This is a genomic window from Microbacterium sp. AC026, assembly GCF_979258475.1.
This window is the reverse complement of the sequence record NZ_OZ409857.1, coordinates 1,165,301-1,186,435: the sequence shown is the minus strand read 5'-3', so window position 1 is coordinate 1,186,435 and position 21,135 is coordinate 1,165,301. Positions and strand designations below refer to the sequence as shown.

Here is a 21,135-nt window from a genome sequence, read left to right as displayed (position 1 = left end):
ACAAGTGGGCTGTCGCATCGCGTTCGACAATGAGACGACCCGCCAGATCCTTGGCATGCGTCCCGCTCGAAGGAGAGTCCCGATGTCCGAATCCGCCGCATCCGCAGCCGCCGCGCTGCTCGACCGCATCCAGGCGCCGGAGGGCGCGGGGCGAGACATCCCGGATGCCGCCACACGCGAGGTCATGGGTCGTGCGCCCGAGCACTCGGTCAGCGACCTCGACGATGCGATCGCGCGAGCGCGAGCCGCTCAGCCCGGCTGGGAGTCCCTCGGCCACGCGAAGCGCAGCGAGCTGCTGATCGCTGCGGCCGATGCGATCGACGCGAACGCCGAGGCGCTCGCGCACCTGCTTTCGCGCGAGCAGGGCAAGCCGTTGAACGGCCCCAACGCGCGCTTCGAACTGGATGCGTGCTCGGCCTGGCTGCGCACCAATGCGTCGATCCCGCTCGAGTCGCAGGTGCTCGTCGACGACGAGACCCTGCACGCCGAGCTCGTCTACAAGGCCGCCGGAGTGGTCGGCGCGATCGGTCCGTGGAACTGGCCGCTCATGATCACTATCTGGCAGATCGGTCCGTCGCTGCGCATGGGCAACACCGTCGTCGCGAAGCCGAGCGAGTACACGCCCCTGAGCGTCCTCGCGATGCTGGCGGTGATGAACGACGTGCTGCCCGCCGACGTTCTGATCGGTGTCTCCGGCGATCGCGAGGTGGGTGCGCGCCTCGCCTCGCACCCCGACATCGACAAGATCATGTTCACCGGATCCACCGCCACCGGGCGACGCATCATCGAGAGCTCGGCAGGCAACCTCGCCCGCCTCACCCTCGAGCTCGGCGGGAACGACGCCGGCATCGTGCTGCCGGGCACCGATGTGTCGGCGATCGCGCTGGACCTCTTCTGGGGCGCCTTCATCAACACCGGTCAGACCTGCGCCGCGATGAAGCGCCTCTACGTGCACGACTCCGTCTACGACGAGGTCGTCACCGCGCTCGCCGAGATCGCGGCATCCGTCCCGATGGGCAACGGGCTCGATGAGGACAACGTGCTGGGTCCGCTGCAGAATCGCGCCCAGTTCGACATCGTGTCGCGCCTGGTCGACGAGGCGAAGGGTCGCGGCGCCCGTGTCGTCACGGGTGGCGAGGCGGCTCCTGAGCTCGGCGAGCTCTTCTATCGCCCCACGATCGTCGCCGACATCGACAACGACGCGGCCCTCGTGCAGGAGGAGCAGTTCGGCCCGGCGCTGCCGGTGATCCGGTACAGCGACGTCGACGAGGCGTTCGCGTTCGCCAACTCGGTCGACGTCGGTCTCGGCGCATCGGTGTGGTCGAGCGATCCGGACGCCGCCCGCGAGGCGGCGACGCGCATGGAGTCCGGCACGGTGTGGATCAACTCGCACGGAGGGCTGCACCCGATGGTGCCGTTCGGCGGCGTGAAGAGCTCGGGCTACGGCCTGGAGTTCGGTGTCGAGGGGCTCAAGTCCGTCGCCGTGACGCAGGTCGTGTCGGGGCCGGGCCGCAAGGCGCAGGCATGAGGTCCGCGATCGTCGTCGGGGCCGGGACCTCGGGCGCGATCGTCGCGCGACGCCTGGTGGACGCCGGCGTCGAGGTGACGCTGATCGAAGCCGGAGGATACGACGCGAATCCGGCGATCCACGACCCGTCGAGGGCGGGGAGCTGTGGCACTCCGCCGACGACTGGGACTTCTTCACCGTTCCGCAGAAGCACGCCGGCGGACGCCGACTGCACCTGCCGCGCGGGAAGGTCACCGGAGGCTCGCATGCGCTCAACGCCATGATCTGGGTGCGCGGCGCCGCCTCCGACTACGACGCCTGGGAACGCGCGGGCGCGACGGGGTGGGGCTGGAACACGGTCGAACCCGTCTTCGCCGCGCTCGAGCACGATGTGCTGCCCGTCACCGACGACTACGAGCTCTCGCCGATCCAGGCCTCGATCATCGACGCAGCCGTCGAAGAGGGGCTGCCCCGCAACCCGGACTACAACGGCGGCACCCTCGACGGCGTCTCGCAGCAGCAGGTGACGATCCGCGACGGCCGGCGGGTGAACACGTGGATGGCCTACGCGCAGCCGGTCGTCGACAGGCTCACGATCCTCACCGAGCGCGAGGTGCATTCGGTGATCGTCGAGGAGGGCCGCGCCGTCGGAGTCCGACTCGGCTCGGGCGCCGACTCCGAGGAGGTCTTCGCCGACGAGGTCGTGCTGTCGGCCGGTGCGATCGGATCACCCGTGATCCTCCTGCGCTCGGGCATCGGCCCCGCCGACGAGCTCGCCGCGCTCGGCATCCCCGTCGTGCTGGATGCACCGGGCGTCGGCAAGAACCTGCACGACCATCTGCTCTCACCGGTCATCTTCACGACCGAGAGGCCGGTCGGACCGCCGCAGCCGGGCGTCTCGGTCACGCAGTCGCACCTGTTCTGGCGCAGCCGCGACGACCTCGCCGAGCCCGACACTCAGCCCATCCACTTCTCGGTGCCGATGTGGGGCGATCTCGAACCTCGAGGGGATGACGGATTCACCCTCATGGCCGGTCTCGTGACGCCGTACAGCCGCGGTGGGCTCACCCTGTCCGGTCCGGATCTCGCGGACCCGCCTCTGATCGACCTCGCCGCGCTCGAAGACGACAGGGACGTGGCAGCGCTCGCGGCATCGGTTCGTCAGTGCCGCCGGATCGGCGCGCAGCCGGCGCTCGCCGAGGAATGGGGAGCGACCGAGGTGTACCCCGGCCCCGACGTGTCGGACGACGGGATCGACGACTGGGTGCGCCGCACGGCCATCACCTACCACCACCAGGTCGGCACCTGCCGGATGGGATCGGATGCCGAGGCGGTGGTCGACCCGCTGCTGCGGGTGCGCGGTCTCGAGGGGCTGAGCGTGATCGACGCGTCGGTGATCCCCACCGTTCCGACGGGCAACACCAACGCCCCCGCGGCGATGATCGGCGAGCTGGGGGCGAGGTTCCTGCTCGGACGCTGACGTCGACGCTCGCGATGCCCCCTCCTGCCGAGTAGGTGGAAGGGGGCATCAGCGTCTCATCCGGCGTGCGAGGTCGAACCTGCGTGTCGTCCCGCATGCGGGGTCACCAACGCATCCGAATCGCTGCTGAGCGGTGCGTCATCGACCCCGCAGGGAAATGACGCGCACGGCATGCGACGTGATCAGCCCGCGGAGTACACCTCGCGACCGGCGAACCACGTCGACCGCACGGGAGTGTGCACGATCTCGTCGGCCGGGCCGGCGATCGCATCCCGGGCGAGCACGACGAAGTCCGCGGACTTGCCCGGCGTCAGCGATCCGGTCTCCGCGCCGAGGCCCATCGCGGTCGCGGCATTGATCGTGAAGACCTGCAAGGCCTCCTCCGCCGTGATCGCCTGCTCGGGCCAGAGGACGCCGGGCGCTCGGCCGAGAGGATCGGCGCGCGTGACGAGACCCTGCAGCCCCTCGAGGGTGTTCGGCGATTCGCTCACCGGCCAGTCCGAGCCGCCGGCGACGAGCGCGCCAGCGTCGAGCAGGGCACGGTTGGGCTGCGAATGCTCGGCGCGGTCGCCGAGGACCTCGGCCAGCGCCTGCGGGATCACACCCGGGAACCAGATGAACGGCGAGATGTCGGCCGAGACGTCGAGGGCTCGCAAGCGCGGGATGTCGTCGTCGGCGAGGAACTGGCCGTGCGCGATCTGGATCGGGGTGGTGAAGCCGTCGGACCGGATGCGCTCGGCGACGTCGAGCACGAGACGCGCCGATCCGTCTCCCGTGCAGTGCACCTTGGCGCCGAGTCCGCGCTCGGCCACCGACCGCAGCCAGGTGTGCAGCTCGTCGAAGTCCATCGTCGTCTCGCCGTGGAAGTGCGCACCGTGCACGGCATCCGCGATATACGGCTCGAGGAACGACGCCGTGCGCGCGGGTGGTACTCCGTCGAGGAAGATCTTCACGAAGTCGGGCCGGTGGTGCGGGGTGCGGAACTGCTCACCGAGGTCGATGAGCGGGGTGCCGATCGGATCGAACCCGAAGATCTCATCGTTGATCAGCAGCGACGAGACGACCCAGGCGGTGAGCTCGTGCGACCGGTCGAGGGTCGCGAGGGCGGCGAGGATGTCGGTCGACACTCCGGCATCCTGGAAGGTCGTGATGCCGTAGGAGTTGAGGATCTCGACGCCGCGGCGCGACGCGGCCACGTGCTGCTCGCCCGTCAGCCCACCGCTGCGATCGTAGGCCTCCTGCACCGGGATTCCCGCTGCCTCGAACAGCACCCCGGTCGGCGTGCCGTCATCGGGATCGAGCACGGTGACTCCACCGGAGGGGATGCTGTCGGCGGTGATCCCGGCGAGCTGCAGCGCCCGCGTGCTCGCCCACCTGTTGTGCCTCGAGTCCTCGACCAGGACGACGGGGCGACCGCCGGCCGCCTCATCGAGACGCTGCCTGATCGCGCTGTTCGCGAGGCCGGGCAGCAGAGTTGTCGACACCGGGCCGCCCACGATCCACGCGTCGGGCGGCAGCGCGCTGGCCTTCTCGCGCACCAGGTCGAGGATGTCGTCGAGGCCCAGCGAGGGCGGCAGCGAGAGCTCGAACAGCTCGGTGCGCCCGGCGAGAGCGTGGTGGTTGTGCACGTCGACGAAGCCGGGGTAGACCGCGGCATCGCCGACATCCAGCATCCTCGTGTCCGGTCCGCGGTGCGCGTCCATCTCGGCCCGCGTGCCGACGTCGAGGATCCGCCCGTCGCGCACCGCGAATGCCTCGACGATCGGTGCTCGGTGATCCGCCGTGCGGATCACCGAGCCCGTCACGATGAGCTCGGCCGTCGTCATCTCAGAGGGTTCCGAAGAGCGCCGGCTCGAGGCCGTTCGCGTGATGGGTCGTCGAGAGCAGTCGGCCGTGAGCGCCGAACGTGAAGTGCGTGGGCACCTCACCCGACTCGTCGAGCCCGAAGAGAACCCCGTGCGAGCGGATCGCGTTCACGTCCCGATGGTCGGCGATCGTGACCGATGCGCAGGGGATGACCTTCTCGCGCCACGCGAAGACGTAGATCCCGGGGCGCACCTCCCACACGCTGTTCTCGTCGGTGTCTGCGAGGCCGCGCTCGGGGCCGGCGAGGCACTGCCATGAGTACCAGCGCTCCGAGAGGTACACGTGCTCGTAGGCGTGCTCCTCGCTGTAGATCCACTCGACCCGGCGACCGATGAGCGTCGTCGTCGGCGCCGGCTCTGCACCCGTCACGGTCGCTCCGTCGATGATGCTCGGCGCGAAGACGTGCTGCACGCGGGTGCGTCCCTGCTCGGGCGCGGGCAGGATCACCGAGATGACGGCGAGGGCGCGGCCGTGGCGCAGGTCGACTATCAGAGACACTGCTTCGTTCGGCAGGTAGTTGTGATGGAACTGCACGAAGTACAGGTCGTCGTCGACCTCGAACGCCTCGTAGTCGTCGGTGTCGGAGGCGGGTGCTGTCGTGTCGTCGGCACCGGGCCGGTAGTCCCACGCGACCGTGGTGTCGGCGAACCGGTGCGAGATGCGGGTTCCCCGGACGTCCACGACGGTGATCTCCCGGCCGCTCAACGCTGTCGTGTGCGGAGCCTTGTTCGCGTCGAAGCCGGGAGCCAGGCCCTCGAGCGGGAGCCAGGTGGAGGTGTCTGCGGGGTTCAGGGTCGTCATGTCTCTCCTCAGGTGAGTGGGGTTGCGGGAGCGTCAGCGGTCGCTGAAGCGCTCGAGGTCGGATGCGAGGCCCTCGTACACGGCGGGCCGGGAGCGCTTGAGATACGCGCCGTAGACGATGCCGCCGATCAGCGCCACCACGAGCAGCAGCGGCATGAGACGGATGGCGAGCTCCTCGGATCCGGCGACGATGTTGAAGTTCACGATCGCCAGCACCGAGATCGCGGCGATGCCGAGGAATCCGATTCCGGGTGCGATGAACGTGCTCCACCATCGTGGATCGCCGGCACGGCGGAAGTACACGACGATCGAGATCGCGGCGAGCCCCTGCAGGATCAGCACGCTCAGGGTGCCGAAGCCGAGCATCGCCGGCACGAGCGTGAGGATGGGGTCGGCACCGGCGATCGCGAAGATGATCGCCACGATCGCCGCGAACGATGCCTGCACGATCCCGGCCAGCTGCGGGGCGCCGTTGCGGCGCGTGCGGGCCAGAGCGTGCGGCAGGATCCGCGAGCGCCCGAGGGAGTAGAGATAGCGCGTCGCGGAGTTGTGGAACGCGAGCATCGCCGCGAACAGACTGACCAGCAGCAGGATCATCATCACGGTCGTCAGCGGGCCCCCGAGGTACTGCTGCGACAGCATGAAGATCAGGTCGCCCGTCGGCAGGTGCTCGAGAGCGGTTGCCTGCGCCTGCGCGACGCCGGTCGCGCTCACCACCGCCCAGGTGGTGACGCCGAGGATCACGCCGATCGCGATGATCGAGGTGTACGTCGCCCGCGGGATCGTGCGCAGCGGCTGCTTCGCCTCTTCGCTGAACAGGGCGGTCGCCTCGAAGCCGAGGAAGCCCGTCGCGGCCAGGAGGAGGCCGATCGGCAGCGACCCCGAGAACACGGCTTCCGGGCTGAACGCGGCCACGTCGTATCCGGTCTGCACGAGCACCGACACGTCGAACACCACGAGCATCAGCACCTCGAGCACGAGGCACACACCGAGGATCTTCGACGAGAAGTCCACCCCGACCCGTGCGAGCACGAAGCACACGACGATCGACAGCAGACCCCAGATGAGCCAGTGCACGTCGAGGCCGGTGAGGTCGCGGATGATGTTCTGCATGAAGAAGCCGCTGGTGCCGATCGTGCCGACGACGAAGAAGTTGTAGCCGAGCGTGGCGATGAGGCCGGCGACCAGACCGCCCGTGCGACCGAGGCCCTTCACGACGAAGGCGTAGAAGCCGCCGGCGTTGACCAGCTGCTTCGACATCTGCGCGTATCCCACGGCGAACAGCAGCAGGATCGCGGCCACGATGAAGAAGGCCATCGGCGTGCCGCCGCCGTTTCCGAGGGCGATCGCCAGCGAGGCGACGACGACGATGCCGGTCAGTGGTGCGACGGCGGCGAGCACGAGGAAGACGATCCCGGCGACGCCCAGCGCGCCGGGTCGAAGAGAGGTGTGGTCCTGCTGCGTCGTGGACGCAGATATCGGGTCTGCCACGTCGGCTCCTTTGCTCGGTGACGGCCGTGTCGGCACGGCATCGACGACGAGGGGTTCGTCGATACAGCGAGTCTGCTCGTGCCGGGAGCGCTGCGGTTGACCCTGAGCGAAGGACGATGGTGCCAGCGCGCACAGCCGTCCTGGTCGTGTTCCCGGCCCGGATCCGGCGGAGCAGGATGACGGTGATGACACCGCCGTCCTCGCGGAGCGCCGCCGGCGCCGCGGCGATGTCTCGAGGAGATCATGGACCTGCAGCTGACGGGCACGACCGCGCTGATCACCGGCGCCGCGAGCGGTATCGGCCGCGCGACCGCCCGCGCGCTCGCCGCGGAGGGGTGCGCGTGGCGCTCCTCGATCGGGATGCCGTTGCGCTCGCAGAGACGGCACGCGGATGCGGTGACGCTGTGGTCCGGGTGGTCGATGTCACCGACGAGACACAGGTCGCGCTGGCGGTCTCCACGTCCGTCGAGGAGCTCGGCGGGGTGGATGCGGTCGTGTGCTGCGCGGGGATCTCGGGTCCGGTCGGATCGACGATCGAGCAGATCTCGCTTCACGACTGGAACGCCGTGTTCGCGGTCAATGTCACGGGGGCGTTCCTGGTTCTCGCGCAGGTCCTTCCCGCGTTGCGGGCGTCGCCTTCGGCATCCGTCGTGCTGCTCGCGAGCGACTCGGCGTTCGTGTCGTCACCCGGCATGGCGCCCTATTGCGCATCGAAGGCCGCGCTCGTGCAGCTGGGGCGATCGTTGTCGGTGGATCTCGCCGGCTCTGATGTCCGGGTGAACACGGTGGCGCCGTCGATCGTCGACACCCCGATGAGCCGTGGAGACCTCGGGGAGTATGCGTTCGTCTCCCCGGCTTTCGAGGTGCAGACGCCCGAGGACGTCGCTTCACACGTGCTGTATCTCGTGTCGCCGCGCAGCAGAGCGATCAACGGCACGACCATCCTCAGTGATTTCGGGTACTCGGCCCGATCAGGATTCCCGGCCTGATGGTCTCGGGGACGACGGACCTGCGCATGAGCGCGGCGAGAGCGCGTGAGCGCGGCGAGAACAGGAGCGAACATGGGTAGTGCAGTGGGATCGACGGTCTCCGGGCGGGTCATCGTGATCACCGGCGGAGGTACCGGCATCGGGGCGGCGATCGCCGAACGGTATGCCGCTGAAGGTGCGCACGTCGTGGTCGTGGGGCGTCGGCCCGAGCCGCTGCGCGCCGTGGCCGACGCCGTCGGCGCGCATCCGATCATCGCGGATGCCGCGGACACCGCATCGGCGCAGGCAGCGGTGGCGGAGGTGCTCGCGACGTTCGGGCGCCTCGACGTGCTGGTGGCGAATGCCGGCGGACACGGCTTCTCGCCGGTCGCCGACACCGACGACGACAGCTGGGATGCGGCGATCCGGGCGAACCTCACCACGGCGTTCGTCATGGCGCGAGAGGCGTTGCCTGCGCTGATCGAGGCGAAAGGACAGATCGTGATCGTGTCGTCTCTCGCAGGTCTCTTCGCGGGTCCGTCGGTGGCGGGATACACCGTGGGCAAGCACGCGCTGATCGGGCTGACGCGGACCCTCGCCCGCGACTACGGAAGGCAGGGTGTGCGCGTCAACGCGGTGTGCCCAGGGTGGGTGCAGACGCCGATGGCCGACGACGAGATGGACGAGTTCGCCACCCATGCCGGGCTGGGCTCGCGGGAAGAGGCGTATGCGACCGTCACGGCGGATGTGCCGCTGCGGCGCCCGGCTCGGCCGGCGGAGATCGCGTCGGTCGTGCGGTTCCTGGGATCGGGGGAGTCGTCGTACGTCACCGGTGCCGTGATCGTGGCGGATGGCGGGTCACACGTCGTTGATGTGCCGACGATCGCCTTCGACCGGGCGGGGATGTAGGAGGCGGTCGCTCGGGTGCATGGTCGGTCGTTCCCGGCATGGGCGCTCTCGTTCCCGTTCGGTCGTTAGCGCTCCGATGACGCCGCTGTGTTCTCCGTTCTCACGTATCCCGTCTTTCGCCTCTTCCCCGCTTCCTCCTGTCGGTCGCGCCTCTTGGGGTTTCCCCGCATCTCGCGCGCGATCTGGGCGCTCTCGCTGTGCCATTCCGGGAGATTGGAATACGGATCTGATCTGGGGTAATTCTTGGTGGTATCGGGTCTCGAATGTCGGTGGCCCCGGGTTGACTGGGGGTATGAACAGCACTGCGGAGCTTCTGGATCGGGTCATCGCCGACCTCGACACGGTGCTGTCCGATGACGCGCTGGCGGGGTTGTCGGATGCGGATCGGGTGACTGTTCTGCAGGGTGCGGGGGCTGTCTTCCGCCGCGCGGAGGCCGTGATCGTCGAGACGATCGCGACGGGCGACGCCGCCGACTTTCCGCATTCGGCGGGGTGCCGTGGCCTGAATGAGCTGTTGCAGCGGACGGTGTCGGTGGATGTGCGGGGCGCGTCCCGGGTCGACAGGGTCGTCGATCTGGTGCGGCGACCGGTGAGTCTGGCGGGGGAGAGGATGCCGGCCCGGTGGTCGGAGATGCGTCTCGCGTTGCTGGACGGGGTGGTCGGTGTGGCCGGGTTTCTCGCGGCGACGGGGCCGATCGAGAAGGTGTGGGATCGGCTGACGGTGGATCAGCGGTTGGCGGCGGATGTCGCGTTGGCGGGGTGTGCTCGCGGCCACGGCGTCGTGGTCGACGCTGATGGTGAGGGCCTGGAGGCTGATGAGCCGGGGCCGGCGCCGACCGCTCAGGACTTGAAGGCTCTTGCCGAGGATCTCGCGTCGATGTTCGACCCCCGATGGGGAGGAACCGAAGGATGAGGACTCCCGGCGCCGGCGGGGCATCACGATCGGTCGTCTCACGGACGGCGTGCACGCGATCCGCGGGTATCTGACCCCAGACGTCGCGGCGCAGCTGCAGCTGATCCTGGACGCGATCCTCAACCCCAAAGGTGACGGCCCGCCCATGCCCGGAGTGCACTTCGCCCCGAGCGAGGGCGCTGGTGCTGGTGCTGGTGCTGGTGCTGGTGCGGACGGTGACGATGCGGATCCGTTCAACTCGGATCCGCGGTGTGTACTCGATGACCGCACCGCGGCGCAGAAGCGTCACGACGCTCTCGCGATGGTGTTCGGGATCGCCGCCCGGCATAAGGACATGCCCACCCTCGGCGGTTCCGCGCCGGTCCTGGTCGTGAACGTTGACGCGACGGATCTCGTGGGCGGAATGGGCGGCAACGGTGGGTGGGCGACGATCCCGGGATCCGGTGCCCACGTCCCGGTCTCCGTCGCCGCGCACGTCGGATGCGCGGGGACGATTCAACGGGTGCTGGTCGATGAGGGCAGGATCATCGGGGTCACGACCACCGACCGGGTCTTCACCGTGCATCAGCGCCGGGCGATCATCGCCCGAGACAAAGAATGCCTCATCCCCGGGTGCCATGTCCCTGCATCCTGGTGCGAGATCCACCATGTCGTCGAGCATGCCAGGGGCGGTCCGACGCATACCGACAACGGGGTCCCGTTGTGCTGGTGGCACCACCGATCCCTCGGGACCTCCGGGTGGGAGATCCGCATGGACGACGGGGTCCCGCAGGTACGAGGACCGAGATGGTGGGATCCCGACGAACGATGGCGCACACCGAGGCTCAGCGTGGCCCGACTCACACTCCCCGTGACGCTCGCCCGCACCGGATGACGCGGGTGAGCGTCACCGATGCGACCGCATCAGCGTATCACCGCATCAGCGAATCGCGAGCTCGAAACCGTCCGCCGTCGGAATCACGGCCACCTGGGAGAGGTCATCGACATGGAAGGTCGGCTGATGAGACGTCGCGTGCGCGCCCACGCCGATGACCCGCATCCCCGCAGCATGCGCGGCCTGGATGCCGGCGCCCGAGTCCTCGAACACCACGCAGTCGGCGGGGTCGACGCCGAGCAGCTCCGCACCCAGCAGGAAGCCCTCGGGGTCGGGCTTGGAGGCCGACACGTTCTCGGCCGTGACCGTCAGTGCGGGCACGGTCAGGCCGGCCTGGCCCATCCGCGCGTTCATCAGCGTCACGTCGGCCGAGGTGACGATCGCGTGGGGGTAGGGGAGCAGTGCGGCGAGCAGGGCATCCGCACCCTCGATCGGGATGACGCCATCGACATCCTTGCTCTCGTTCGCGAGCATCACCGCGTTCTCGCGGATGTTGATCTCGTGGTCGCGCTCCGGCAGCATGATCGCCATGCTCTGGTGCCCCTGCCGGCCGTGCACGACGCTCAAGACAGTCTCGGGAGCGATTCCGTGGGGCTCGGCCCACGCCAGCCAGAGCCGTTCCACGACAGCCGTCGAATCGACGAGAGTGCCGTCCATGTCGAGCAGGACGGCGCGGGCGCTGATGGTCTCGGTCATCCCCTCAGGCTACTGCCGCAGCATCTGAAGCCCGACCTGACGGCGCTACCCACCGAGGTACGCGCGGTGCAGCAGCTGCGAATCCTCCTTCAACGCCTCGGCGGTGCCCTGGAAGGAGACGCGCCCACCGGCCACCACCACGGCCTCGCGAGCCAGGCCCAGGGCGAGCTGCGTGAACTGCTCCACGAGCAGTACCCCGACGCCCGACTCGGCGATCGACTTCACGATCGGCATGAGCCGCATGAACACGACAGGCGCGAGACCGAGCGACATCTCATCGATCAACAGGATCCGCGGCTTCGCGGCGAAGGCACGTGCCAGCACCACCATCTGCTGCTCGCCACCCGACAGCAGCGCGGTGGGGGAGTCGATGCGCTTCTCGAGCTCAGGGAACTGCGCGAGCGCCGCATCCTGTTCCGCAGGCGTCCGCGCGGTGAGCGAGATGTTCTCGCGCACGGTCAGCGATGGGAACACCGCTCGCCCCTGCTCGATGTGCACGATGCCGCGCCGCGCTCTCGACACCCGGGACAGCTTGTCGAGCGGCTCGCCGTCGAGCATCATCGATCCCGCGGAGTGCGGGGTCACCCCCGACACCGATTCGATCAGACTGGTCTTGCCGGCCCCGTTCGGTCCGACGAGCGCCAGCACCTCGCCACCGCGCACGGTCAGCGACACATCCGAGATCACCGGCCCCGCGCCCCGGCTGACCGTCACCCCGTCCAGCACCAGTTCGCTCACTTCAGCAGCTCCGTCTCTCCCATGTACGCCTTCACGACCTCCGGGTTCGCGAGCACCTCGGCCTGCGGACCGCTCGCGAGCACTCGACCGAAGTCGAGCACAGTCAGCGTCGGGCACACCGAGCGCACGAGATCGAGGTCGTGCTCGATGATGATCAATGCCACGCCGAACCGGGCCGGCAGCTCGCGCAGACGCGCGGCGAGAGCCAGGTGCTCATCGTGCGACAGGCCGGCCGCGGGCTCGTCGAGGATCAGCAGCCGCGGACGAAAGGCCACGTTCGCCGCGACCTCGACGAGTCGCCTGGTGCCGACGTCGACGCTCGACAGGCGCGCACCGGCCGGCGGGCATCCGAAGAACTCGAGAACCTCATCGATGTCGGATGCGGCGAGTCGACGTCGAGCGACGAACCTCACGTACGCGCCGACCGTGAGCGACGGCGGGACCCTGTCCTGCTGGAAGGTCCTGCGCAGCCCGAGCCGGGCGCGACGCGTCGGAGACAGGCCGGCGAGATCACGATCTCCGAGCAGTACTCGACCGCCGTGCTTCGGCAGGAACCCGCTGATCGCATCCACGAACGTCGACTTGCCTGCCCCGTTCGGACCGATCAGGCCCATGATCGACGCCGCCGGCACCTGGAACGACACATCGTCCAATGCTGTGAGAGCACCGAACTGCACCGTGAGTCCGTCGACAGTGAGCACCGGTGCACCGTCGAGCGCGCGCTCATCGACCGTCGCGGTGGTCGTTGTCGTGATCGCCCGATCCTCGGCATCCGCATCGGGAGGCAGCGCGGTCAGCTTCGCCGAGGCGGTCCTGCGATCCGCGCGCTTCCAGATGAGATTGCGGATGCCCTGACCGAGGTTGGTCCCGCTGGTGAGCGCCTGCACGCCCAGCACGCCGAAGACCACGAACGCCCAGTCCTGCGGCACGCCCCAGCGCTTCAGCAGCTCGGGCACGAGCACCCAGAGGATGCCGCCGAGGATCGCCATGTCGATCAGATGGGCCCCCGACATGACGGCGAGGACGTAGAGCGCCAGCGACTGAAGCGGGGTGAAGCTCGATGCGAACGGAAGCTGCACCTGGCCGGCGAGGAGTCCTCCGGCGATGCCTCCCAGTGCGGCCGAGACGGCGAACGCGGTGAGCTTGGCGCTCTGCACGCTCTGCCCCGCAGCCGCGGTGCCGCGTTCCGAGAAGGCGACCGCCTTCCAGCTCGAGCCCCACCGTCCGCGCTGCAGGAAGAAGACTCCCAGCGCGCAGACGGCGAGCACCACGACCGAGAGGAAGAAGAACTCGCGATCGTTCGAGAACAGCGTCGGGCGCTCGACAGCCGTGCCGTCGGCGGACCCGGGGAACTGGATCTGCACGAGGGTGACATCCGCCGCGGCAGCGAAGCCGAGGGTGACGACCGCGAGGTTGACGCCGCGCAGCCGCAGTGCGGGGAGCCCGACGAGGATGCCCACAAGACCGGCGGCAATACCGCCGAGGAGAAGCCAGACGACGAAGCCGCCCGGCGCCTGCATGACGTTGAGCAGCGAGACGATCCAGGCGCCCACGGCGGCGAACGTGAGCTGGCACAGCGCGATCATGCCGGCGGAGCCCGTGACGATGCCCAGTCCCAGGATCGCGATGGCCGCGACGACTGCGCTGATCGCGAGGAACACGAAGTAGCCCGGAAGCGCCGCGCTCAGGATGGCACCCAGTCCGACCGCGGCGGCGGCGACGGCGAGGGGCCAGGACAGACGGAACCAGGGACGGTCAGCGAGCGGCATCCCACACCTCCTTGCGCTGCGTCCACAGGAGCAGGACGACGATGAACAGGAACGGGAGGAAGTTGCGCACGAGCGCGACCTCGTCGATCTGCGCGACGAGCCCTCCCAGAACGCCCAGTACGACTCCGCCGACGACGGCGAGGTCGAGACGGCGGAAGCCGCCGAGCAGCGCAGCGGCTGCGGCGGGGACGATGAGCATCGCGAGGCTGGTCGCGTCGTTCGACTGCGACGGCGCCACGATCATGATGGCGATCGCGCTGATCACACCGGTCACGAACCACACCGCGATGGAGAGCGGACGGGAACGGATGCCGAGCAGCTCGGCGGTGGTGGGGCGCTCGGAGAGCGCGCGCAGCTGCGTGCCCACTCTCGTCCGGCGCAGCACGATCCGCACCACGACCGCCGTGACGACCGCCATGGCGACGGTGGCGACGGTGACCTGACTGATCACCACGCCCCCGAACGAGAAGGCGGGGCCCGCGATGATCGGGGTGAACGGCTGCGGTTTGTTGCCGAACAGGATGAACGACATCGAGATGAGCAGGAGAAGCGGACCGACGGTCATCGCCGAGCGAGTGGTGGTGGAGGCCTCGGAGAGCCAGGTCGCGGCGATCCACCCGATGGTGGCGGAGAGCGCCCCGCCGACGACGACGCCGAGCACGGAGCCGAGCCAGATCGGTACCCCCAGTTCGCTGACGAACCACACGGCGCTGAAGGCACCGAACATCCCGGTCGCGGCCTGGGCGAAGTTGACGACCCGCACGAGGCGCGACATCAGGGTCAGGCACACTCCGAGGACCGCATAGAGACCGCCGGCGGCGAGACCGGCGATGGCGCCTTGCAGCATGAGGCGTCCTTTCTGGTGTGAGGGGAGAGGACCTGCCGCCGAGAATGCGCTCGGCGGCAGGTGAAGGGCGGCTACTCGCCGATGCGGAGCCAGTCGTCGGCGACCTTCTCCCAGGCGTTCGTGCCGGATTCGAGGATGATCGGCCATCCCGCGGTGTTCTGCGTGCCGAAGGCGTAGGGCGTTCCGACCATGGGGTTCTCGATGGGATCCATTCCGCGCAGCGCCTCGGTGACCGTCTCGCGGGTGATGTCGCCGTCCATGCCCTCGAGCACCTCGATGAAGTAGGTCGCGGCGAGGTATCCGCCCTGGCTGAACGAGGTGAGGGGGATGTCGTTGGCCTCCATCAGCTCCCGCCAGTCGGTGTTGATCTCGTCGTCGTCCGTGAACGGGTAGAACTCGGCGGGCACGTAGATGCCGGCCCCGGCGTCATCGATCGCATCCGCGAAGTTCTCGCTGTAGACGCTCGTCAGATAGAGCCAGGTCACGTCGTCCCAGCCCTGCGCGTTCGCGGCCTTGACCTGGCCGATCGCGTCGGGCTCGACGGGGTTGATCGCGAGCGCCTTGCAGCCCTGTTCGCGGGCCTTCACGATGTAGGGCGTGTAGTCCGAGGCGCCGTACGGCACGGTGTCGTCGACGTACTTCGGCTCCTTGCCCGTGATCTCGGTCCACTTGTCGATCGCCGCCTGGTAGGTGGGTCGGGTGGATCCTGCGATCTCCAGCAGGATGCAGATGTCGTCGAGTCCGAGCACCTCCGAGCCGTACTGCAGCGTGAGGGTCATGTCGTTGAACGGACCGACGTTGGCGGGGGAGATGTTGTCGCTCGCGAAGCAGCCGGTATCGACTCCGATGCCGGGCAGCGAGAGGATCTCCTCCTGCTCGTAGTACTTCGCGTTGATCTCGCACTCGATCAGGCTCGCTGATCCGACCAGCGCGACGGCCCCGTCGCTGCCGACGAGCTCTCGGGCTGACGCGGTGGCTGTGGCTGGGTCGCCCTTGTCATCGAGGGTCTTGTACTCGATGGTGCGTCCGTCGAGGCCTCCGGCCTCGTTGAAGGCGTCGAACACCGCGGCCGCCGCCTGCGACGCCTCAGGGAACGTCGCCGGACCGCTGATCGTGTTCACGGAGCCGACGACGATCGGGGCGTCGCCGCCACCACCGCTGCCGTCCCCGCCGGCGCAACCGGCCAGAGTGAGGGCTGCCACGGCGATGAGCGCCGCAGTGCCGGATACTCGCTTGTTCATGTGATTCCTGCCTCTCGTGTGCTTGTCGTGCTGCGGTCAGTCGCGCAGCGCGCGGTTGACCAGTTCGGTGTCGGTGAACTGCTCGAACGCGACGACCCGGTGATCGGCCAGGCGCCAGACATGCGCGACACGTGCCGCGAAGAATCGGCCGGTCGCGCGGTACGTGCCCGAGTAGGTGCCGATGCCGACGACCACGTCGCCGCCGTCGATGACCTCGTCGATCGCGACCGTGTAGTCGTCCCACTCGTCCTGGATGCGCTGGAAGACGCCTGCCGCGACCGCATCCGGCCCGATGTACGTGCCGGCGTACGGGAACCCGGCGGCCTCGGTCCAGCTCACGTCGTCGGCGAGCGGCGCCAGCATGCCGTCGAGGTCGCCGCGGTCGCTGGCCGCGTAGTGCGCTGCGATGATGTCGGCGTTGCTCATGGGAGGTCCTCTCCTGGATCTCGTCGCGGGGTCAGACGGGCTGGGCGTCGGGGTAGTCGACGGACCCGAGCGGATAGATGTGACCGCCGCCGCGGGAGTGCTCCGCGGCGCCGTCGCCGGTGAGGCCGAGGAAGATCCCCGTCGTCATGAGCTGGTAGCCGAGGTCGTGCAGCCAGACGCTCGCGACCGCGATGCGGAACTCCCGGAAGCAGAAGAGGTAGAGGCCGTCGGCGAACTTCCAGACGGTCGACAGGTCCATGTCGCCGTGGCCCCGCTGCACGCCCTCGAGGCACTGCCAGGCGTAACGCCGGCTCGAGATGTAGACGTGCTCGTAGAGGTGGTGCGGGCTGTACCGATAGATGTTGCGCTTGCCGATGAGGTCTCGGCTCGGCCCCGGCACCTCGCCCGTCGCGGGACCGGCATCGGTCGTCGCCGCCCAGAAGTCCTGACCGACCTGCGGTGTGCCCTCGACAGCCTCGGCGGCGATGCGTGAACGCACGACGGTGGCCCGGTGGGTCGAGGTCGAATAGACGACGGTGATCGCTTCGCGTTCACGGCTCTCCAGCGGGATGTTCACGAAGACGACGTCGTCGCGCACCGCGACGGCGTCGTACGGGTCGGTGCCCGACTCGCCGAGTCCTGACCAGGTGACAGCGACCGCATCGAACGTCAGCGCCAGCGCGGATCCATCGTCGAGCGTGAGCGTCAGCGCGGTGCCCGACAGCGAGGTGTTCGGCAGTCGGAAGGTGTCGATCCCGGCGGCGAACTCGTCGTACGTGCGCCATTCGTCGAGTGCGGGATCGGTCGTGACGGGAGCGGTCATGGGAGTCCTGACGTCGCATGCGGCGGAGCGTCCTCGCTCCGGGCACCGCATCCTCGCGGTGTGCTTGCCTCATGCTCCGGCTCGCCCTGGCATCCGCTCAAGAGAAGCGTCGCCATCGCGCGCCGACAGTCAACCGGCGTGCCCTGCAGAGCAAGGACGGGCCTGGGAATCCGCCGTGGCGTCAGCGGCGCGGCTCCGGGCGGGTGTCAGGATGAGTCATGCGAACAGAACCCCGGGCCGCCCTCTCGCCGGCGGTCAAGGCGGTCGCCGGGACGGCATCCGTCTTCTTCGCTCTCCTGTTCTTCGCCGTCGCGTGGGTCTGGTGCGGGATGTCGTACGAGGAGGAGTTCAGCGAGCAGTCGAAGGCCGTCTCCGCAGGGTCGACGATGGAGGGCTGGGGGTTCACCATCGGCCTCGTGCCCGTGCTGGTGCTCCACGCCCTGATCGCGATCGGCGCCTTCTTCGCCGTCCGGGACGGAGGACGCCGCGGGGTGCTTCTCAGTGCGATGCTCGCGCTCGCGCTCGTGGCGGCCGTGTCGCTGCCGGGCTTCGTCGCCGTGCAGATGCTGTACGGCGGCACGATGTTCGCGCCGCCGGTCTACGTCCCCTGACGGACGTTCTCCCGCTGCGCTGCGCTCAGTGCGCCGCGCGGTACTCGCTGGGGGAGATGCCGAACGCCGACTTGAACGCGCGGCTGAAGTGCGCCGCATCCACGAAGCCCCATCGGGCCGCGATCGCGGCGACGGGCCGGTCGGCGAGCATCGGGTCGAGCAGATCGCGACGGCACTGCTCGAGGCGGCGGGTGCGGATCCAGGTCGACACCGTCACGCCCTGCTCCTGGAACAGGCCGTGCAGGTGGCGGGTCGAGATGAAGTGCGCCGATGCGATGGTCGCGGGTCCGAGATCCGTCGAGGCGAGGTTGCGGTCGATGTACGAGCGGATGCGCTGCACGAGCGCGCGATGAGGGTCGGCCGACACCTCGTCGAGGCCCAGCTCGCGGGTGAACACCGTCGTGACGAGGTCGAGCGCGCTGTGCGCCAGTCGTGCCCCTGTCGTGCCGGCGAGCTGGTCGAGGTTGCCGGCGAGCTGCGTCAGATACGGCACGACCATTCCGCCGAGACCGCCCTGACCCGAGATGCGCACCGCGGTGAGCTGGCCGATCATGTCGGAGGGCAGGCTGATCAGGTGCTTGGGGAACATCACGACCATCGTGCGGAAGTCGTCGTCGAAGACCAGCGAGTACGGGCGGTCGGTGTCGTAGACGGCGAGGTCGCCGGCCTGGAGCACGGCCTCCCGGTCGTCCTGGATCAGCATCCCGGTGCCGGCGAGCATGAGGCTCAGCTTGAAGTACGACCGGTCGCTGCGTGCGATGAGCTCGGGTGTCCGCTCGACGACGTGCGAGGTGGCGCGCACCTCGTTGACGTGCACCTCGTCGACCGAGGCGCCGCGGATGATCCCGCGGAAGTGGTCGGGCCCGGCCGTCGACACCTGGAGCGGCACGAAGGACTCCGAGACGGCGGCCCGGAACTCGCTGATGTTGCGCGCGACGAGCGTCGACACCGATTCGGCGGGGGCGGCGAGTGCACCGTTCATGACTGATCACCTCGGGTGGTGGAACGACGACGTTGTATACGATCCGTGCCGTGATGCTATCACCGGCGCGGTCCGGAGGGCGAGGCTTCTATGATGTGGGCGGAGGCCAGTGATGCGATATCTCGGCGAGAAGGTCATGCAGGTCCTGCGTCAGCTGCGCGGACCCGACACAGCGGATGCGGTCTTCGAGGCCACCGCGCTCATAGTCGGGGCGGTGTTCTTCGTGCTCGGCTTCGCCATCGGGTGGCCGGTCTTCTGGGGTCAGGAGATGGCGATCAGCGGCACCGGCTCGATCGGCGCGTTCGCCGCCTACGGCGGCGCGATCACCGCCGTCCTGGCGTTCGCGCTCGGGCGTCTCGTCGTGCGACCGGCGGCGGTCGCGCCGGACGGCACCCGTGATGGATTCAGCGTCCCCGGGGATCGGCTCCGCTGGTACGACCTGGCCGCCATCGCCTTCGCGCACGCCGCGATCGCGTACCTCGGATGGCTCGGAATCGCCGAACTGCTCGATCGCAGCTTCACCGACGCCCCGGTGTTCGCCTTCCCCGGGGCGATCCTGGTGGCCGTCGCGTTCGCCCTCACCGCCTATGTGACGTTCCTGAGCGCGGTGGCGCTCACGCCGATGGTGCTCTCCCTCGTCCTGGCGGTCTTCCTCGTGGTGGGCGCCTTCGCGGCGATGCTCGCCTCCAGCGATGTGCACTGGTGGCGGGACAACCTGTCGGCGCTGGGGATGAGCAGCAACAGCGCGTCTCTGGCCTTCAACGCGACGTTGATCATCGCCGGGGTCCTGGTGACGACGATCGCCCGCTATGCCACGGCGGGACTGCCGGTCGACGACCACGTCGATCGTCGCGGACGGCGCGTGGTGCGAGGCGGGCTGATCCTGATCGGGATCTTCCTCGCGTGCGTCGGGATCTTCCCGGTCGACGAGTTCTTCCTCGTGCACAACACCGTCGCCACCGGGATGACCGTCGCGTTCGCCGTGATCGTCGTGGGGCTGCCCTGGTTCGTGCGCACGATCCCACGGGTGTTCGTGGTGCTCGGGTGGATCTACGTGCTCGTGATCGTGCTGCTCGGCGTGTTCTTCGCCGTCGGCTACTACAACCTCACGGCGGTCGAACTGATCGCGGCGGTGCTGATCTTCAGCTGGATCATCGTGTTCCTCCGGACCGCAGGATCGGTGCACCCCGCCGCATCAGCGCACCCCGCCGGGTCCGTGCACGCGGGGCAGCGGCCCGGTCCGACCCCGGCCTGAGCGTCGGTCCTCAGCGCAGCGGCTGCGTGGCATCCGCCGTGCGCTGCAGCGCATGGATGGTGTGCGCGTGCCGGCGCTGGGCGACACCGACGAACATGCAGTCGACCAGTGCGAGCTGCGCGATGCGGCTCACCATCGCGCCCGCGCGGAGGCGAGGCTCACGCGCCCGCGTGAGCAGGGCGTGGTCGCAGTTCTCGGCGAGCGGCGAGGCCGGCCCACCCGTGACGCCGATCGTGGTGCCGGATGCAGCCCGTGCCGTCTGCAGGAAGTGCACGGTCTCGCGGGTCGTTCCCGAGTGGGAGAACCCGATCGCCACGGTCTTCCTCGCTCCGAGCGATGCGGCGGCGCTCGCCTCGTGCGCGTCCGTCAGGACGATCGCCGCATGTCCGATGCGGAGCAGCTTGCGGCCGAGATCCGCAGCCGCCTGTCCGCTCGCGCCGATCCCGAAGAGCAGGACGCGGTCGGCGTCGTCGATCGCCTCGACCGCGGCCGCGAGCTCGTCGTAGTCGAGGTTCGCGACGGTCTCCTCGATGGCCAGCAGCTCGAGTGCGGCGACCTTCGCGGTCGCCTCCCGCAGGGTGTCGGCCGCGGAGATCTCGGATCCGAAACCGGATGCCGCGGGGAACTGCACGGATTCGCGACCGAGCTCTGTGGCCAGCGCCATCCGCAGCGCGGCGTAGCCGTTCACGCCGATGGTGCGGCAGAAGCGGACGACAGAGGCGACCGACGTGTCGCACCTCGCCGCGATCTCGGTGATCGTGCTGTCGACGACGATGGTGGGATCGTCGGCGATCGTCCGAGCGATGCGGGCCAGCGACGGCGGCAGCTTCTCGGCGGCCGAGGCGATCGTCGTCTGGATGCTCATGGCTCTCCTGCGTCAGAGGCGGATTTCGGGCGTGTGAACAATTCTTTCATGATCGGATGCTCGTGCGTAGACT

At 68.9% G+C, this 21,135-nt stretch carries 19 protein-coding genes and 1 pseudogene; 8 read left to right on the top strand and 12 right to left on the bottom strand.

What is annotated here, in order from left to right; translation table 11 throughout:
• Positions 1–82: 82 nt before the first annotated feature.
• A complete protein-coding gene (locus ACZZ93_RS06020) occupies positions 83–1,528 on the top strand; it encodes an aldehyde dehydrogenase family protein (RefSeq protein ID WP_463510661.1) in 1,446 nt (481 codons plus the stop codon).
• Positions 1,525–2,987 (top strand): annotated as a pseudogene (locus ACZZ93_RS06015) (GMC family oxidoreductase). Before ACZZ93_RS06020 ends, ACZZ93_RS06015 begins: the two are co-directional and overlap by 4 nt.
• A 182-nt stretch (positions 2,988–3,169) precedes the next feature.
• On the opposite strand, the gene ACZZ93_RS06010 reads toward ACZZ93_RS06015, so the two are convergent.
• The 3 genes from ACZZ93_RS06010 to ACZZ93_RS06000 are packed head-to-tail and all read right to left on the bottom strand — an operon-like array spanning position 3,170 to position 7,145.
• On the bottom strand, positions 3,170–4,813 hold the full coding sequence (locus tag ACZZ93_RS06010) for an amidohydrolase (protein ID WP_463506808.1): 1,644 nt from the start codon (positions 4,811–4,813) through the stop codon (positions 3,170–3,172).
• A 1-nt stretch (position 4,814) separates the two neighbouring features.
• Positions 4,815–5,654, bottom strand: a complete 840-nt coding sequence (locus ACZZ93_RS06005) for a molybdenum cofactor biosynthesis F family protein (protein WP_463510660.1) — start codon at positions 5,652–5,654, stop codon at positions 4,815–4,817.
• Positions 5,655–5,687: 33 nt separating this feature from the next.
• Positions 5,688–7,145, bottom strand: a complete 1,458-nt coding sequence (locus ACZZ93_RS06000; protein ID WP_053095448.1) for an APC family permease — start codon at positions 7,143–7,145, stop codon at positions 5,688–5,690.
• A gap of 341 nt (positions 7,146–7,486) precedes the next feature.
• Here ACZZ93_RS06000 and ACZZ93_RS05995 point away from each other — a divergent pair, with 341 nt between their 5' ends.
• The 4 genes from ACZZ93_RS05995 to ACZZ93_RS05980 all read left to right on the top strand — a co-directional run bounded on the left by ACZZ93_RS05995 (position 7,487) and on the right by ACZZ93_RS05980 (position 10,809).
• Positions 7,487–8,134 carry an SDR family NAD(P)-dependent oxidoreductase gene (locus tag ACZZ93_RS05995; RefSeq protein WP_463510659.1) on the top strand — a complete coding sequence of 216 codons (648 nt, stop codon included), beginning with the start codon at positions 7,487–7,489 and terminating at the stop codon, positions 8,132–8,134.
• A gap of 72 nt (positions 8,135–8,206) precedes the next feature.
• Positions 8,207–9,022 carry an SDR family NAD(P)-dependent oxidoreductase gene (locus ACZZ93_RS05990; protein WP_053095450.1) on the top strand — a complete coding sequence of 272 codons (816 nt, stop codon included), beginning with the start codon at positions 8,207–8,209 and terminating at the stop codon, positions 9,020–9,022.
• A gap of 343 nt (positions 9,023–9,365) precedes the next feature.
• Positions 9,366–9,935 carry a hypothetical protein gene (locus ACZZ93_RS05985; RefSeq protein ID WP_463510658.1) on the top strand — a complete coding sequence of 190 codons (570 nt, stop codon included), beginning with the start codon at positions 9,366–9,368 and terminating at the stop codon, positions 9,933–9,935.
• On the top strand, positions 9,880–10,809 hold the full coding sequence (locus tag ACZZ93_RS05980; RefSeq protein WP_463510657.1) for an HNH endonuclease signature motif containing protein: 930 nt from the start codon (positions 9,880–9,882) through the stop codon (positions 10,807–10,809). Before ACZZ93_RS05985 ends, ACZZ93_RS05980 begins: the two co-directional genes overlap by 56 nt.
• A gap of 45 nt (positions 10,810–10,854) precedes the next feature.
• On the opposite strand, the gene ACZZ93_RS05975 is transcribed toward ACZZ93_RS05980, so the two are convergent.
• From ACZZ93_RS05975 to ACZZ93_RS05945, 7 genes are all read right to left on the bottom strand, one after another.
• Positions 10,855–11,505 carry an HAD-IA family hydrolase gene (locus tag ACZZ93_RS05975; protein ID WP_072590931.1) on the bottom strand — a complete coding sequence of 217 codons (651 nt, stop codon included), beginning with the start codon at positions 11,503–11,505 and terminating at the stop codon, positions 10,855–10,857.
• 45 nt (positions 11,506–11,550) lie between these two features.
• Positions 11,551–12,243: an ABC transporter ATP-binding protein gene (locus ACZZ93_RS05970; RefSeq protein WP_053095453.1), complete on the bottom strand. Its 693-nt coding sequence runs from the start codon at positions 12,241–12,243 to the stop codon at positions 11,551–11,553.
• On the bottom strand, positions 12,240–14,012 hold the full coding sequence (locus ACZZ93_RS05965; protein WP_463510656.1) for a branched-chain amino acid ABC transporter ATP-binding protein/permease: 1,773 nt from the start codon (positions 14,010–14,012) through the stop codon (positions 12,240–12,242). Before ACZZ93_RS05965 ends, ACZZ93_RS05970 begins: the two co-directional genes overlap by 4 nt.
• Positions 13,999–14,859 carry an ABC transporter permease subunit gene (locus ACZZ93_RS05960; protein ID WP_053095455.1) on the bottom strand — a complete coding sequence of 287 codons (861 nt, stop codon included), beginning with the start codon at positions 14,857–14,859 and terminating at the stop codon, positions 13,999–14,001. The genes ACZZ93_RS05965 and ACZZ93_RS05960 overlap by 14 nt, the downstream gene beginning before the upstream one ends.
• 71 nt (positions 14,860–14,930) lie before the next feature.
• The gene (locus ACZZ93_RS05955) at positions 14,931–16,100 is read right to left on the bottom strand and encodes an ABC transporter substrate-binding protein (protein WP_072590933.1); all 1,170 of its coding nucleotides are present in this window, start codon (positions 16,098–16,100) and stop codon (positions 14,931–14,933) included.
• Between the two features lie 36 nt (positions 16,101–16,136).
• Entirely contained in the window at positions 16,137–16,526 is a 390-nt protein-coding gene (locus tag ACZZ93_RS05950; protein ID WP_072590934.1) for a nuclear transport factor 2 family protein, read from the bottom strand.
• A 31-nt stretch (positions 16,527–16,557) separates the two neighbouring features.
• Positions 16,558–17,349: a MoaF C-terminal domain-containing protein gene (locus tag ACZZ93_RS05945; RefSeq protein WP_463510655.1), complete on the bottom strand. Its 792-nt coding sequence runs from the start codon at positions 17,347–17,349 to the stop codon at positions 16,558–16,560.
• A gap of 218 nt (positions 17,350–17,567) precedes the next feature.
• Here ACZZ93_RS05945 and ACZZ93_RS05940 point away from each other — a divergent pair, with 218 nt between their 5' ends.
• On the top strand, positions 17,568–17,960 hold the full coding sequence (locus tag ACZZ93_RS05940; protein ID WP_295102509.1) for a hypothetical protein: 393 nt from the start codon (positions 17,568–17,570) through the stop codon (positions 17,958–17,960).
• Between the two features lie 25 nt (positions 17,961–17,985).
• Here the strand turns inward: ACZZ93_RS05940 and ACZZ93_RS05935 are convergent, their stop codons facing one another.
• Complete coding sequence (locus ACZZ93_RS05935; protein WP_053095460.1) at positions 17,986–18,942, bottom strand: AraC-like ligand-binding domain-containing protein; 957 nt, start codon at positions 18,940–18,942, stop codon at positions 17,986–17,988.
• A 112-nt stretch (positions 18,943–19,054) separates the two neighbouring features.
• Between ACZZ93_RS05935 and ACZZ93_RS05930 the strand changes: the two genes are divergently transcribed.
• Positions 19,055–20,197 (top strand): DUF998 domain-containing protein, encoded by a 1,143-nt coding sequence (locus ACZZ93_RS05930; RefSeq protein ID WP_463510654.1) that lies wholly within the window; start codon positions 19,055–19,057, stop codon positions 20,195–20,197.
• A gap of 10 nt (positions 20,198–20,207) precedes the next feature.
• Here ACZZ93_RS05930 and ACZZ93_RS05925 read toward each other — a convergent pair whose 3' ends face one another.
• Positions 20,208–21,062, bottom strand: coding sequence for a MurR/RpiR family transcriptional regulator (locus tag ACZZ93_RS05925; protein WP_463510653.1), 855 nt, complete (start codon positions 21,060–21,062; stop codon positions 20,208–20,210).
• Positions 21,063–21,135: the final 73 nt, after the last annotated feature.